The 15,800-nt window shown below is 47.1% G+C and carries 12 protein-coding genes; 7 read left to right on the top strand and 5 right to left on the bottom strand.

The genetic code is table 11. The annotated features are described in order from the left end of the window. Nucleotides 1-56: 56 nt before the first annotated feature. The 4 genes from V6669_RS28480 to V6669_RS28465 all read right to left on the bottom strand — a co-directional run bounded on the left by V6669_RS28480 (nucleotide 57) and on the right by V6669_RS28465 (nucleotide 3,316). A complete protein-coding gene (locus V6669_RS28480) occupies nucleotides 57-2,039 on the bottom strand; it encodes an LTA synthase family protein (RefSeq protein ID WP_338589028.1) in 1,983 nt (660 codons plus the stop codon). A 171-nt stretch (nucleotides 2,040-2,210) separates the two neighbouring features. Then, the gene (locus V6669_RS28475) at nucleotides 2,211-2,708 is read right to left on the bottom strand and encodes an antibiotic biosynthesis monooxygenase (protein WP_338589026.1); all 498 of its coding nucleotides are present in this window, start codon (nucleotides 2,706-2,708) and stop codon (nucleotides 2,211-2,213) included. A 91-nt stretch (nucleotides 2,709-2,799) separates the two neighbouring features. Beyond that, nucleotides 2,800-3,114 carry a hypothetical protein gene (locus V6669_RS28470; RefSeq protein WP_338589024.1) on the bottom strand — a complete coding sequence of 105 codons (315 nt, stop codon included), beginning with the start codon at nucleotides 3,112-3,114 and terminating at the stop codon, nucleotides 2,800-2,802. Then, nucleotides 3,104-3,316, bottom strand: coding sequence for a helix-turn-helix transcriptional regulator (locus V6669_RS28465; protein ID WP_074092651.1), 213 nt, complete (start codon nucleotides 3,314-3,316; stop codon nucleotides 3,104-3,106). Before V6669_RS28465 ends, V6669_RS28470 begins: the two co-directional genes overlap by 11 nt. Nucleotides 3,317-3,485: 169 nt before the next feature. On the opposite strand from V6669_RS28465, the gene V6669_RS28460 reads away from it, so the two are divergent. The 3 genes from V6669_RS28460 (at nucleotide 3,486) to V6669_RS28450 (ending at nucleotide 8,684) form a co-directional block, all read left to right on the top strand. Next, the gene (locus V6669_RS28460) at nucleotides 3,486-5,798 is read left to right on the top strand and encodes an ATP-dependent DNA helicase (protein ID WP_338589021.1); all 2,313 of its coding nucleotides are present in this window, start codon (nucleotides 3,486-3,488) and stop codon (nucleotides 5,796-5,798) included. Nucleotides 5,799-6,000: 202 nt separating this feature from the next. Continuing rightward, on the top strand, nucleotides 6,001-7,482 hold the full coding sequence (locus V6669_RS28455) for an alpha-amylase (RefSeq protein ID WP_338589019.1): 1,482 nt from the start codon (nucleotides 6,001-6,003) through the stop codon (nucleotides 7,480-7,482). 569 nt (nucleotides 7,483-8,051) lie between these two features. Then, nucleotides 8,052-8,684, top strand: a complete 633-nt coding sequence (locus tag V6669_RS28450) for a hypothetical protein (RefSeq protein ID WP_338589017.1) — start codon at nucleotides 8,052-8,054, stop codon at nucleotides 8,682-8,684. A 157-nt stretch (nucleotides 8,685-8,841) separates the two neighbouring features. Here V6669_RS28450 and V6669_RS28445 read toward each other — a convergent pair whose 3' ends face one another. Further along, entirely contained in the window at nucleotides 8,842-9,603 is a 762-nt protein-coding gene (locus V6669_RS28445; RefSeq protein WP_338589015.1) for an MBL fold metallo-hydrolase, read from the bottom strand. A 203-nt stretch (nucleotides 9,604-9,806) separates the two neighbouring features. Between V6669_RS28445 and uxaC the strand changes: the two genes are divergently transcribed. The 4 genes from uxaC (at nucleotide 9,807) to V6669_RS28425 (ending at nucleotide 15,792) form a co-directional block, all read left to right on the top strand. After that, nucleotides 9,807-11,249, top strand: a complete 1,443-nt coding sequence (uxaC, locus tag V6669_RS28440) for a glucuronate isomerase (protein ID WP_338589013.1) — start codon at nucleotides 9,807-9,809, stop codon at nucleotides 11,247-11,249. Nucleotides 11,250-11,651: 402 nt separating this feature from the next. Further along, nucleotides 11,652-12,194 (top strand): MarR family transcriptional regulator, encoded by a 543-nt coding sequence (locus tag V6669_RS28435; protein WP_017691772.1) that lies wholly within the window; start codon nucleotides 11,652-11,654, stop codon nucleotides 12,192-12,194. Further along, entirely contained in the window at nucleotides 12,191-13,918 is a 1,728-nt protein-coding gene (locus tag V6669_RS28430) for an ABC transporter ATP-binding protein (protein WP_338589011.1), read from the top strand. Before V6669_RS28435 ends, V6669_RS28430 begins: the two co-directional genes overlap by 4 nt. After that, nucleotides 13,915-15,792, top strand: coding sequence for an ABC transporter ATP-binding protein (locus V6669_RS28425; protein WP_338589009.1), 1,878 nt, complete (start codon nucleotides 13,915-13,917; stop codon nucleotides 15,790-15,792). The genes V6669_RS28430 and V6669_RS28425 overlap by 4 nt, the downstream gene beginning before the upstream one ends. The last annotated feature ends 8 nt before the right edge of the window (nucleotides 15,793-15,800 follow it).

The following is a 15,800-nucleotide window of genomic DNA, read 5'->3' as shown; positions in this document are numbered from 1 at the left end:
TCTCTATGATAAAGAGGAAGGTCGCCGCATGGATGAGTTCGAGTGAAAAAATTCAATTATTGTATAGTCTTTCGATCCGGTAGCTGGCTCAAATAACTGTTGGACAAGTGTGCAAGATCCAATGCTCGATCATATTGTTCCTTTGTTATAAACCGTGAAGAGGGCACCCCACTGTTATTGGGTGTGGTGAATGCTGAAGGTACTTTGTCCGCAGAAATCTTCGGCACTTCTTCTAAAGGAACATCCATCTGCTGTTGTCCGGCATCCTGTCTGCCCGCATCAGCTAGGGAATAATGCGTCCCATCCCCGTATCCTTTTGACGGTATGAAGAGAGAAGCATCGTTTAGCACAGACCCGGAAGGAAGGTAGTATCGTTCCGGTAGAAGATTTCCGCCTTCACGCAGCAGATCCTGTCCGAAATGTAATTGGTCCTCCAGTGATACTCCGGTGAGTCCCGCAATCGTTGGCAGAATGTCCACCTGACCTCCGATCTGTTCCAGTTGTACACCCGGGGTAACGCCCGGTGCCGAGATAATGAGTGGAATATTAATCATATCTGCTGATGTATATTCCCGACCATACAACTCTTTCATGACGACTTTGTCTTCCCGATCCAGTGAATAGATGGGAAGCCCCAGATGATCGCCATACAAGACAAACAAGCTATTTTCCCATAATCCCCGCTCTTTCAATCCAGCAATCAACTGTCCAACCGCCTGATCTGCATAATGCTGTGATATCAGATAATCACCGGGCAACGTATCCTTGTAACGCTCTGGCAGCGTCAGTTTCACCTTGTTTTTAGGCAAAGTGTACGGGTGGTGGGCTGACATGGAGATGATATGGGCATAGAAGGGATCGCCCGAAGACTGCATGGATTCCAGCTTATCCAGTGTTTTGGAATACAGTACTTCATCCGAGGCCGAAAAGGCGATAGAGTCCTGTGTGCCAAAATAATCAATATCATAATACTGGTCGTATCCAAGTGCCTTGTATAACTGATCCCGATTCCAGAAACGAACATCATTTGTATGGAATGTGGCTGTCTTATACCCGTTTGCTGACATCAACTTGGGTAGACTTGGCAGAGCTTTATCTGCATATACAGTTGTTGCTGCCCCGTTCGGCGGGGTGTAGAACGATGTGTTCACAACAAATTCTGCATCCGATGTATTTCCCTGTCCCACTTGCTGATAAAAGTTCGGAAAATACAGGCTCTGTCTAGCCAATTGATTCAGATTAGGCGTGATCTCTTGTCCATCTACCTCTAATCCAATCAGGAAGTTCTGGAACGATTCCAACTGGAGCATAATCACATTGCGTCCGCTCGTGGCACCCTGCTCCACAATCGCAGGAAGTTCGGTCGTTTGTTTCAGTTGGTCGATGTCAGTCTGATCAATGTGAGCGATGGGCACAGGTTTATCAGGTCGATCCAGGATGGTATACGCCTCGTAACCGAGGATGCCCATCTGTTCTGCTTGTGTAAGCTCACTCATGCTGGCCCGATTGGGATAGATGTTAAGCATGCAGAGGATCATGGACAGGGTCAGAATGACCGAAGCAACACGTCTTCTGGCATGTCGTTCAAGCGGAATGCGGTTCGGGCGTTCTGTACTCCCGAGTTTGATCCGACGACGAATGAGTATCCCCCCAATGATCAGCACGTCTGCAAAAATAAACAAATAATAGGGATCAAGCAAAGAGAACATGCTGCTCTTGACCGAAGTCACCTGATTCACCTGTGCCAACGCATGATAGTTAACGATTACACCATAGTATTTGTAATACATGATGGCTGCAAAGAAAATCCCTGAGAGCAGCAAATTCATGGCAAGGTATATCCACATCCGCCGCTTGGCAGCAAACCACTCAATTAGACAGAATCCGATCCAGATGAGCGGCAATTCGGTCAGCAGTGGTTTCCAGACAGGGATGTCATCGAAGATAACGATCCAAGCCAGTGAACTTTTGATCATCATGATAATGGTAAAGAATATAAACGGTCCGCTTAGAAATCGGGTGAGTGAACTGCGTGACAAGGTACCGCCTTCCCTTCCGAAGTTTCATTTAACAAGTATTATCCTATCTCAGCATGGCTGTGTCAAAAATGAGAGCCTTCTACAATTGACGGCAAAAAACCTCTTCCATGCAGGAAGAGGTTCGAAAAAGCATGGGCTACTGCGATAAAAGCCAGATGTGACCCAATTTCGTTATTCTATAGTGTACGTTGTAACGTAAGAAGGTCTGGGGAACATGGTGGGCTTCTGTGCGGTCAGCCCTTCGCTTGTACTGCGGTTACGGTGAGCGTGACTATATGCTTGGGATTCCTGCCAGCCTTTGAAATGTTCCTCCGACTGCCAGAGTGTAAGTACGACATATGTGTCATCCTTCAGAGGACGAAGCACACGAATACCGACAAAGCCAGGCTCGTCTTCTACCTTGCGGGCACGGTTCTTAAACCGTTCTTCGAAATCATTTCGTCCATCCTCTGTGACAGGGATATTGTTGAGAACAGCAAAACCTCCGCCAGTCCAGGAGCCTGCGGCATCAAAAGCTTCATATGCGGCTACTTTATCATCAGACTCAATATTCATCAGGCGTTCTGCGGATTCAAGAGCCAGACGCACCTGCTCTTCGCTTCGCAAAGTCAGATGCGGGTATGCAGCAAGTGCATCTGGAATCGGTGAAGGAACCAAATAGATATACATAGAAGCTGCCTCCTTATTAAGTACATTCTATTTCAAGATAGCATATGGAAATCAGCGAGTCCAATCGGTTCACATGTATCGGACAGGTGGGCTAATTCCGAGCTGAGTAGTACAGGTTTGCCGCAATAGAAGATAAACAATGAATGACAAACACTGCAGTAATAATGAAAAAGGAAAGCGATATCCCGTCTAGGATAACTACAAGGATCCAAGCCAGAGCAAGACTGATGGTTGTCGCATTCCAGGAGAAGGCCTTTGCTCTCGTGATACAATAGAGGTACCGCTCATCCAGTCCGTTGTGCTTTTTTGCAATCGACCTTGTGAAAAAAATAATGATTATTGCAAATAACAAACCAGCTACAATTCCACCGATACCGATCATCCGATTCAGTAATTCAGAACTCAATATTCTCATCTCCTTCAAAAATAAATAATTCCTCGATCTGACAGTCAAATAATTGGGCAAGCTTGTGAGCAAGCACAAGAGAAGGTTTGTACTTACCGGATTCCAACGATATGATGGTCTGCCTGGAGACCTTTAGGCGTTGAGACAGTTCTTCCTGTGTGATGTGCATATGTATTCGTTTGTCTCTAATTAGATTTTGCAAGTATATCCTCCCACAAGTAAAGTTTGCTTTACGTAAAGTTAACTTTACTTATGGGACGATGGGAAGTCAATCTCTCTTTATAATATTTTCCACTTCTTCGAGGTGGTGCTGTGTCCAAAAGCATATTTCATGATAAAGTATAATCACTACAAACAGAACGGGTGATCGTATGACAACAACAATTCGGATATCGGTTAGACCTTTGGTGGAGTATGTGTACCGCAGTGGCAGCATACGTCCAGGGTTCCGGACCAACGCATCGATGCAGGAGGGAACTCGAATCCATCAGCGGGTACAGAAGGAGTACACGGAAGAGGATTTAAAAGAGATTGTGCTCGAGGCTGAGATTCAACATGGGGATCTGACCTATGTGGTGGAGGGACGATGTGATGGCCTGATCCGGTTGGAGGGTCAGTTGACGGTGGATGAGATCAAATCAACTGCGGGCAATCTGGATGATCTGGGAGAAGGTCTTCCCGTACACTGGGCGCAGGCCATGATGTATGCCTACATGTACGCCGTTCAGCAAGATCAACCACGCATGCAAGTGCAGTTGACGTATGTGCATTCGGTGACCCATGAAGAAAGACGGTTTCGCCGAATGGCAGATCGACAGGAACTGGAGCGGTTTGCTGCAGAAGTGATTGCCGGTTATGCGCCATATGCAGAGATGATCGCTGCGTATGAAGAAAAGCGTGATATCAGTGTGCGAGAGCTGCCGTTTCCTTTTCGCAAATACAGGGAGGGACAGCGAAAGCTGGCAGGAGCTGTATACAAGACGATCCGTGAGGGTCAGGGGTTGATGGCCAAAGCACCAACAGGCATTGGTAAAACGATGTCCGTGCTGTTCCCCACAGTCAAAGCGATTGGCGAAGGCGAAGCGAGCCGATTGTTCTATCTGACCGCAAGGACGACGACACGGGTGGCGGCGGAAGAAGCTTTTGCCCGGATGCAGTCGGAAGGATTGAAGATGCATGTGATCAGTCTGACAGCGAAGGACAAGATTTGTTTTAAGGAAGAGGAAGCTTGTGATATGGGGCAGTGCGGCATGTGTGAAGGATATTATGACCGTATTAACGGAGCCGTGCTGGACATGCTGGAACATGAGACGTTGATGACACGTCCGGTCATCGAGCAGTATGCGCGCAAACATCGGGTGTGTCCGTTTGAGTTTTCACTGGATGCGGCGTATGCAGCCGATGCGGTGATCTGCGATTATAACTATATTTTCGATCCGAGGATCTCTCTGAAAAGAATGTTGGAAGAGCAGAAACGCAAGACGGTGTTACTGGTGGACGAGGCTCATAATCTGGTCGATCGTGGCCGAATGATGTTTTCCGCCGAGCTGGAGAAGGCAGTATTTCTGGATGTGAAAAGAGAGTTCCAGTCGCTGGACAGCAGTGTGCCTGCTGCCAAAGCCATTGTTGACTACACGGGGGCCATTGATAAGTATCTGATTACCCTTCGGAAAAACGGTGGAGAAGAAGGAAAGATCATCCAGCAGGAAGCACCGGAGGAACTGATTGAACGGCTGGAACCTTTTGTCATGGTCGCGGAGCAATGCCTTGTTGAAGGTGGCTCGGGGAATGCCGAGACGGATCAGTTGCTGTTGGATGCCTACTTCACGGCACAGAATTTCCTGCGCATTGCCAAGCTGTATGATGAACGTTTTATTACGTATGCAGAGTGTGTTCGAAGTGAAGTGAGAGTGAAGTTATTTTGTCTCGACCCTTCGGTACTGCTTCGTCAGACGGCCAAAGGATTCCGCTCCCTCATTCATTTCTCGGCCACATTGTCACCCCTTCGCTATTATCGGGATATGCTGGGTGCAGAGGAAGAGGATTATACATTGCAGATTCCATCGCCGTTTCAGCGCGAACAATTGGATGTGAGACTCCTGCCCTTATCTGTGCGTTATAAGGACAGGGAACAGTCCCGGCGTCCCATTGCAGAGATGCTACAACAGCTCGTAAGCGAATGGCCGCGCAGTAATCTAATGGTGTTCTTCCCTTCCTACCCTTATATGCGCGAGATATATGAGACCTACGCACAACTTCCGATTGAAGCGGATACGGTTATACAAAAGCAAGGCATGAATGAAATGGAACGGGAGCAGTTTTTGGATGGATTTCAGCCGAATCCTGAACGAACACGCTTGGTATTTGCCGTCATGGGTGGCGTATTCTCAGAGGGTGTCGATCTGCCGGGAGATCGCTTGAATGGCGTGGTTGTGGTAGGTGCGGGGCTGCCGCAGATTGGTCTGGAGAACAACGTATTACGTGATTACTATGATCGGACAGGACGCAACGGATTCAATTACGCCTATATTTTCCCGGGTATGAACAAGGTGCTGCAGGCGGGTGGACGGCTGATTCGGACGGAGGAAGACAGGGGTGTGCTGGTGCTGGTCGACGATCGTTTTATCCAGGAACCGTATCGTTCCCTGCTGCCCGAGGAGTGGCGGGACTATAAACGAATTTGAATATGATGTATCTCCACAGCAATTTCAATAGAATCAGGCAAATGCTGAACCAAGAAGTTTAACATTTTCTCAGATTTCTTTCCTTTATATGATTGAAGGGTAGGGTGAAAGGGTTATAACTTGGTTAGCAACGAACGAACAACGGCGATTACCCTATCCGTTCCGCGGTCCGCTTCGAAAGCAATCAAGGAGGTCGGTTATAATGAAGAGAAATCATACCATGATGCAGTTTTTTGAATGGCACCTGGCTGCAGACGGAGATCATTGGAAGCGACTGGCTGAAATGGCCCCGGAACTGAAAGCCAAAGGTATTGACTCGGTATGGGTTCCACCTGTAACCAAGGCAGTGTCAGCAGAAGATACAGGTTATGGTGTATATGATCTGTACGATCTGGGCGAATTTGATCAAAAGGGTACCGTACGAACCAAATATGGCACTAAGCAGGAACTGGTGGAGGCCATTGCTGAGTGTCAGAAGAACGGCATTGCCGTCTATGTGGATCTGGTTATGAATCACAAGGCCGGAGCAGATGAGACGGAAGTGTTCAAAGTGATCGAGGTTGATCCGAATGATCGAACGAAGGAAATTTCTGAGCCGTTCGAAATTAAGGGCTGGACCAAATTCACATTCCCGGGTCGCGGAGATCAATACTCCTCCTTTAAGTGGAGTTCTGAACATTTCAACGGTACAGACTTTGACGCCAAGGGAGAACGAACAGGTGTATTCCGCATCGCAGGAGAGAATAAAAAATGGAATGAGAATGTTGATGATGAGTTTGGCAACTATGACTATCTGATGTTCGCCAATATAGATTATAACCACCCGGATGTTCGGCGCGAGATGATCGATTGGGGGAAATGGCTGATCGATACCCTTCAGTGCGGTGGGTTCCGGCTGGATGCGATTAAGCATATCAATCATGAATTCATCAAGGAGTTCGCAGCAGAGATGATCCGCAAACGCGGTCAGGATTTCTACATCGTAGGTGAGTTCTGGAATTCGAACCTGGATGCATGTCGTGAATTCCTTGATACGGTAGACTATCAGATCGACCTGTTTGATGTGTCTCTTCACTACAAGTTGCATGAGGCTTCGCTTGCAGGCAGAGACTTTGATCTCTCCAAAATTTTTGATGACACCCTGGTGCAGACGCATCCTACCCATGCGGTAACTTTTGTAGATAACCATGACTCACAACCTCATGAAGCGTTGGAATCATGGATTGGAGATTGGTTTAAGCCGAGCGCTTATGCCTTGACGCTATTACGTCGTGATGGTTATCCGGTTGTATTTTACGGAGATTATTATGGCATTGGTGGACCTGAACCTGTGGATGGCAAAAAGGAGATTCTGGACATTCTGCTGTCTGCCCGCTGCAACAAGGCATATGGAGAGCAGGAAGATTACTTCGATCACGCGAATACGATTGGCTGGGTGCGTCGCGGCGTAGAGGAAATCGAAGGCTCCGGTTGTGCAGTGGTCATCTCCAACGGGGATGACGGTGAGAAGAGAATGTTTATCGGAGAGCATCGTGCTGGTGAAGTCTGGGTGGATCTGACGAACAGCTGTGATGATCAGATTACCATTGAGGAAGACGGCTGGGCCACCTTCCATGTATGCGGTGGAGGCGTCTCGGTATGGGCTCTTCCTGAACAGAATGAGGACTGCGCTGACGCTGAGTAACGGCATGTGCCAGGCAGGATAAGAAAAGGTACACCGACCGCATACAAACAGTATATAGATAGATCGTTATCGTTAAACCATCTGAACAGGAGAGCGAGTATACCTGTGTCCAGGTGGTTTTTTGCATTTTTCTAGGTACAACTAAAACTCCATCCTAACGAACTGAGCGCACCTTATTTGCACTGAATTAGCGTTATTGGAATTCTAACGAATCTCAGTAACCTTATTACTCTCAAAAACGATTGAAATAGTGCCAATTGGAGCAACATCACCAGAATAACGCGTCTGAGATTCGTTAGAATATTAAAGACTCAGATTTCAGCCGAATAAGGCCTCTCAGATTCGTTAGCTTAACGTGGGTTAACGCTCACCATAGGCAAACCAATCACTGTTACAAATATGAACGTGAAGTAAAACATGAAGTGAAAAAGAAACCGTTGGGTTGCATATCTTACTGTATGGTACAATAATCCAAATATGGAGTGTTAGAAAATCAAATGAGAAAATCAGATCAGACAATGTAACAATCAAGCGATATTCTTACAGAGGGTTTGAGAAGGAGGGATGACATGAGTCCTAAAAGAGAGTTGAACCGTTTCTTCCTGTTGGTCACGTATTTATTAGTAATAGCCCTGTGTCTAGGAGCTTGCGGTTTGGGGACAAATCAGGGACCAGGGGGTGAACCCAAACGAACCGATAAATATACATATAATTCGGAGCGTAGAGATTTGAATGAACGGGTTACGAAGCGACCAGAATCGTTCCAGGGGCATTCACCAGATAAGTATAGCCTGACAGCAACAGTCGATGTGAGTCATGTATCTGGAGTTGACCGGATTTCTTATGAGATTTTGGTTAATGGGGCTCGTGTGCCTATGGTGAATGTTATTCAATCATTCACTCTCCGTCCTGAGATGATGAATCGAATTGATGCCGGAGAGCTATTTCATTCCAATGTGAGCAATACATACGAGATAAGTCTGGAGCCAGATAAAGAACCGCTTGGATTGAGTTTGGGCAGGAATTATATTTTGAAGTCGAAGGTAGAGATCGACAGCAATATCCTCCAGCGTTATGCAGATATGTATATCAAAATTTCTTATGGGCCAAATGATCAGCGAACGGAAGATTATTTTTATATCCATGCCGAGCCGTCTCCGAGAACGATTGAGTATATGAGGTATTGGGAGAGAGTAGATTAATAAAGGCAGCACCCACCAGTCCCGTATTAGGTATCTGAGTAGACGCTGCCGGTTCATCTATTTGAGATAGTAAAATTATTACTTTTCAAAATACTGATTCATCGTATCCCACATACGATTGAACTCACTTCGTTCCATTGAAAATGCTCCAGGCTTCTCAGGTTTGTGGTTTTACCTGCTCCAGTTCAAAGGATTCCAGCGTGCCAACCATCCGCAGATCATGCTTGCGGTTGAATTGTTCCCGTTTGTCCGCATCTGCGTACTCGTCATGATAATGCATCAGTACGGTTTTTTGTCTCACTTCCGCGGGTAACTGCTCCAGATCCTTCAAAGAGGTATGGGATTTGATCACCAGATCATGCATATGACATTCATGGAAAATCAGCTGCACATCAGCGGCAACTTGCTCCACCCGTTCTTGGTCGAGTGTACTGTCAGCACTATAATAGAAGTAAGGCTTGGCGAGAAGTCCATTGCTGACCATACCGGGAACATGTTGGGTCCGAAACGTCTCAAACGTCACGCCGCCCAGTTCGAATGTGCCTCCATCTGGCAGGGGGACGACATCGTAGTAATCGCTCATGGTACGTTCACCATCCGTTGTGTAGCGCATGCCGGGGGATAAAATGTTCCAGAGCGGATCTACCAATTGTTCGTGGATGAACAGACGAGGTTTGTGGTCGCCTACGATCTGTGCGTAATAACCCAGCATCTGTACACCATTAATATGATCTTCATGCAAATGGGTAATGAACACATTGTGAATATCGGTCATGGCGAACCCATATTCCTTGAGTGCTTTAGCATTTGATTCTGGGAAATCAATGACCAGATGCGTGTCTCCGAATTCAGCCAGCATACTATTGTGGTGCTGCTCCACGCTGAACATATCTCCTGTGCCGAGAAAAGTAACTTTCAATTCATTTCATCTCCTTGTGTGATCTTCAGATCAGCATCCTTGCGTTAAATCCAGTATACCTTGTTCCCGAATATATGCCTAAATCAACCTTTTTTGATAACGCTATCATTTTATATTGAACTTTGATGGCAAACAGTGTAGCGTAAAGATGGGAAGTGAACCCATATGAACGTAAACTCACCTAAAGGGAGCGTGCGAGGCGAATGAAATCTTTTCTGGATGAACAATTTTTGCTGCACAATGAAACGGCGATCAAGTTATATGAGGATTATGCCAAAGACATGCCGATTATTGATTATCATTGCCACCTCAGTCCTCAGGAGATCTACGAGAACAAAACCTTTGGCAATCTTACAGAGGCTTGGTTATACGGTGATCACTATAAGTGGCGGCTCATGCGCGCAAACGGAATTGAAGAGCAATATGTGACCGGCGGCGAAGGAGTGACCGATTACGATCGTTTCCTGGCTTACTCCAAAACGGTCCCCATGATGATCGGTAATCCGCTGTACGCCTGGTCTCATCTGGAATTACAGCGATATTTCGGCGTCTACGAAGTACTGAATGAGACAAGCGCACCAACCATCTGGGACAAAGTAAATGCCAAACTGAACAGTGACGGATTCGGTGCACGTGATCTAATTACCAAATCCAATGTCACTGTTGTGTGCACAACCGATGATCCAACCGATTCTCTGGAGTATCACCTGAAGATTCAGGAGATCGAAGGCTTTGATACCGCCGTATTGCCATCCTTCCGCCCGGATAAAGGCTTGGAATTGAACCGGGATACCTTCGTGGAATGGGTGGGCAAGCTGTCACAGGCATCCGGCACCGCGATTTCCGATTATGAGTCTTTCCTTACCGCACTGGAGTCCCGGGTGGAATTCTTCCATTCCGTAGGCGGCAGAGTCTCTGACCATGCACTCGATTATGTTCCTTACGGCGTGGCTACACGCGAAGAGGCGGGTGCCATCTTTGCCAAGGCACTTGCGGGTCAGAAGGTAACTCGTGAGGAAGAGGACAAGTACAAGACGGTAACGCTGACGTTCCTTGGCAAACTGTATGCAGAGCGAGGCTGGGTGATGCAGTTCCACATTAATGCAGCCCGTAACAACAATACGCGGATGTTTGCCAAGCTTGGGCCGGATACCGGTTACGATGCAGTCAATGATACGCCGCTTTCCGCAGCGATGATTAGATTGCTCGACGCGTTGGAGCAGCAACAGGCATTACCCAAAACGATTTTGTATTCTCTGAATCCAAGGGACAACGAGGTGCTCGCGGCGATCATCGGCAGCTTCCAGGGTGGGGGTATTCCGGGCAAAATCCAGCTTGGCGCAGCATGGTGGTTCAATGATACAAAGGACGGCATGCTTGCTCAGATGAAGGCACTAGCGAATGTGGGACTGCTCAGCCGATTTGTCGGCATGCTGACTGATTCACGCAGCTTCCTGTCCTACACCCGGCATGAGTATTTCCGTCGTCTCGTCTGCAACCTCATTGGTGAATGGGCCGAACAAGGGGAGGCACCGCAGGATCTGGAGCTGCTCGGTCAGATCGTACAGGGCATTGCCTACAACAATGCAAAAGAATATTTCCCTTTTGCCTCAGTGCTTAAAACAGTCTCTGCTTCACAGTCTTGATGATTAACAAGCGCATTTAATCATGCAAGTTATGCAATACAGGAGATTCTCTAGTTTCTAATTTTCCATTACAATAAAAATGCTCCCATTGCTTACCCAGGGTCATCATCCACTGGAGTCAGAATGGGAGCTTTTTTGTAATTTGGATTCATGGCATTGCACATAATAAGTATATCTGGCTCCAATGACGGCAAAATGATAAACCCCATAATCAAGCGCGAGTGGGCTCTTGGTTATGGGTTTATATTGGTTATTTTTAGATGTTTGACATTGGCTTCTTGCGATAATATACTTAGTAAACCTAATTAATTGTGAATCTATTTAATTGTACTGCTATTTAATAGATGTCCTATGATGTTGGATATCTATGGAATGATAAAGAGAAAGAAGGAGGGACCCATTATGACGGATATAGATCCGGTCGCTCAGAAGCTTTTGTACTCCATCATGCAGTTTAATAAAGGCAAATGGAGGCAACATAAACCTCATGGGCGCAATCACAATGAAATTATGGTGCTGGCTTGTTTGCTGCATGGTACGCATCCGGGAGAACGTCTGGATTGGCGGGATAATCCGCCAGATTTTGAGAGAGAGCTGAATGAGAGTCGTCCAGGGCTAAAAGTATCGGAAATCAGTGCGTTACTGCGGGTGAAATCACCAACGATAACCCCGGTTATTCGTGGGCTTGAGGACGAAGGGCTGGTGGAACGAACGATGGACCCGAAGGATCGCCGTGCTGTGCGTATCACCATTACGGAGGCAGGGCGAAACATTATTCGGGCGGCACATGAGGAGCGCATGCAAACATTCAACCAGCTCGTCGAGCATTTGGGTGAGGAAGAAAGCATTCATTTGACGGAGTTGTTGACCAAGGTTTATACCTTTTTTGATACAGTGGTTTTCCAACAGACGGAGACGTCCACACAAGGAGATGATACGCCATGATGAAATTGTTTCGCATGCTGAAGCCTTACCGAATACCGATTATCTTCATTCTGGTTTTGGTACTGTTTCAGTCGCTTGCCGAATTGTACCTGCCTACACTAATGGCAGATATTGTGAATGACGGCATCATTAAAGGAGATATCCCGTATATCTGGCAGATTGGTGGATGGATGCTGGTTATCGCGATTGGTGGAACAGCGTGTTCGGTGATCGCCAGTTACCTCTCATCTCGAACAGCGGGTGGATTTGCCAAACAACTGCGCAGCAGAGTTTTCCGCCATGTGGAGAACTTCTCGCTACAGGAGTTCGATAAGATGGGTACTGCTTCACTGATTACGCGTACGACGAATGACATTACGCAGGTACAGAACGTACTTACGATGATGCTGCGCATGATGATTATGGCTCCCCTCATGTGTATCGGGGGGATCTTCATGGCGGTATCTCAGGACGCCAAATTATCTACGATTTTCCTGGTCGTGCTTCCGGTACTGGGTGGAGCCATTGCGCTAATTGGTGCCAAGGGTTTACCTTTGTTCAAAACCATTCAGAAAAAGCTGGATCGTCTCAACCTGGTGCTGCGTGAGCAGTTAACAGGGATTCGGGTTGTTCGTTCCTTTAACCGTGGGGAGCATGAGAAAGTGCGCTTTAACGGGGCCAACACCGAACTGAGAGATTCATCGATCAAAGTTAATGTGCTCATGGCGACCATCATGCCTGTGATGATGCTGGTTATGAACTTTTCGATGATTGCCATCCTTTATTTTGGTGGAATGCGGATCGACAGCGGCAATATGAATATCGGTGCATTGATTGCCTTCATCCAATATGCAATGCAAATCATGTTCTCACTGATTATGGTTTCCATGATCTTTGTCATGATTCCAAGAGCTTCGGCATCGGCAGAACGGATCAACGAAGTGCTTGATATGCAGCCGGATCTTAGCAATCCCGAGCAGCCTCTTGGCATGAAATCCATGCAGGGTATGATTGAGTTTGACAATGTAACTTTCCGTTATCCGGGTGCAGAGAATCCAGCTTTGTCCAATATCTCCTTCACAGCTCGCTCAGGTGAGACAACAGCCATTATCGGTGGTACGGGTTCTGGAAAATCGACATTGCTCAGCCTTATTCCACGATTTTATGATGTGACCGAAGGCAGTGTTCGGGTAAATGGTACGGATGTGAGTGAAATTCGGCAGGAAGATCTGCGTGCCAAAATTGGCTTTGTACCACAAAAGGCAGTCCTCTTTACGGGTACGATTACAGAGAATATCCGTCACGGGAAAGACGATGCCACAATGGATGAAGTTGTTCATGCGGCTCGTACGGCTCAAGCAGAGAACTTCATTACCGAGATGAAAGATGGATATGACAGCCTGATCGCGCAAGGTGGTAACAACGTGTCTGGTGGACAAAAGCAACGTCTGTCTATCGCTCGCGCACTTGTTCGCCGTCCAGAAGTTTATATCTTTGATGACAGTTTCTCTGCCCTCGATTTCAAAACGGATTCTAAACTTCGTGCTGCACTGAAGACCGAAACGACAGAAGCGGCTGTGCTGATTGTTGCCCAACGCGTAAGTACAGTAATGGATGCCGATCGTATTCTGGTCATGGATGAGGGCCGAATTGTCGGTTCAGGAACACATAAAGAGCTGTTGGAGCACAATGAAGTGTACCGCGAGATTGTATCCTCCCAGCTGACAGAGGAGGAGATCGCATGAGTGAACGTACAGAACGCAAGTCGCATCGTCCCCCTGGTGGGCCGGGTCCAGGTCCCGGAATGGGCATGCGACCTCCCGCTGAGAAAGCAAAAGATTTCAAAGGCACACTGCGTCGTTTGATTCGTTATCTCCAGCCCCATAGTTCTCGTCTGTTAGGTGTGCTGGTTGCAGCCATTTTGAGTACCGTATTCAGCATCATCAGTCCAAAAGTTATGGCAGAAGGAACGGATATTCTCAGTAAAGGCGCCATTGCCATCCTTCAGGGTGTGCAGGGAGCCGGGATTGATTTTCCTGCATTAATGAAAGTATTATATCTGCTTGGCGGACTCTATCTGTTCAGTGCTGCATTTATGTATGTTCAGCAATATCTGATGGCCGGTGTGGCCCAGCGTATTGTGTATGACATGCGTGAGCAGATCAGTGCGAAGGTTGGACGTCTTCCTTTGAAATATTTTGACTCCCGCACAACTGGGGAGACACTTAGCCGTGCCACGAATGACGTGGACAATATCAGTAATACACTTCAGCAAAGTTTGGCACAGTTCATTACGTCTATCGTCACAATTGTCGGCGTAATTATCATGATGCTGACGATTAGTCCATGGATGACGCTGATCACGATTTTGACGTTGCCACTCAGTCTGGTTGTTGTCATGCTGGTCGCATCCCGTTCGCAAAAACACTTTGCAGGTCAACAGAAATCCCTTGGGGAACTGAATGGTCATGTCGAAGAGATGTACACGGGACACAAGGTTGTCAAAGCATTTGGACGTGAAGAACAATCCGTACAGCAATTTGAGAAGGTCAATGAAGAACTGTATGAATCCGGCTGGAAAGCCCAGTTTATCTCGGGTATTATTATGCCGCTCATGAGTTTTGTCGGTAACCTGGGTTATGTGCTGATCTGTGTGGTTGGTGGGATTTTCGTTACACGCGGATCGATCTCTATCGGGGATATTCTGGCCTTCACACAGTACTCCCGTCAATTCACACAACCGATTAACCAGATTGCAAATATCTCCAATATCATTCAATCAACGATTGCTTCGGCAGAACGGGTATTCGAGTTGCTGGATGAAGAGGAAGAAGTTCCGGAGTCCAAACAACCCGTGCAATTACAGCAGCCTAAAGGTGCGGTTGCATTCCAAGGTGTTAATTTTGGATATAAAGAAAATGAACTGCTCATTCATAACATGAATATTGATGTAAAACCGGGACAGACGGTAGCCGTTGTTGGACCAACGGGAGCCGGTAAAACAACTCTGATCAACCTGTTAATGCGTTTCTACGAAATTCAGGATGGTCGGATTACGATTGACGGTGCCGACATTAAGGACATGGAGCGTGGCAAGTTGCGCAGTCTGTTCGGCATGGTGCTTCAGGATACCTGGTTGTTCAACGGAACAATTCGGGACAACATCGCTTATGGTCGAGAAGGTTCTACGGAAGAGGATGTCATCAAGGCAGCCGTTGCGGCACATGCGGATCACTTTATCCGTACACTACCTGATGGTTATGACACGGTGCTGAATGAAGAGGCGTCGAACATCTCTCAAGGGCAGAAACAGTTGCTGACCATTGCAAGAGCGATTCTGGCGAACCCAGCCATCCTCATTCTGGATGAAGCGACAAGTAGCGTGGATACACGGACCGAAGTATTTATCCAGAAAGCGATGAATGATCTGATGAAGGATCGCACAAGCTTTGTCATTGCACACCGTTTGTCCACCATTCGCGGCGCCGATCTGATCCTGGTTATGGATCATGGTAATGTGATTGAACAGGGCAATCATGATGAATTGATGGCAAGTCAGGGCTTCTACGCGGATCTGTACAATAGTCAATTTGCGGAGCAACAACCGCAGGCGATCTGATTACAGAT

Origin of the sequence: Paenibacillus sp. Y5S-9 (assembly GCF_036894235.1) — a bacterium.
GTDB lineage: Bacteria > Bacillota > Bacilli > Paenibacillales > Paenibacillaceae > Paenibacillus.
The sequence above is the reverse complement of the archived record's forward strand: the minus strand, read 5'-3'. Positions and strand labels throughout refer to the sequence as shown.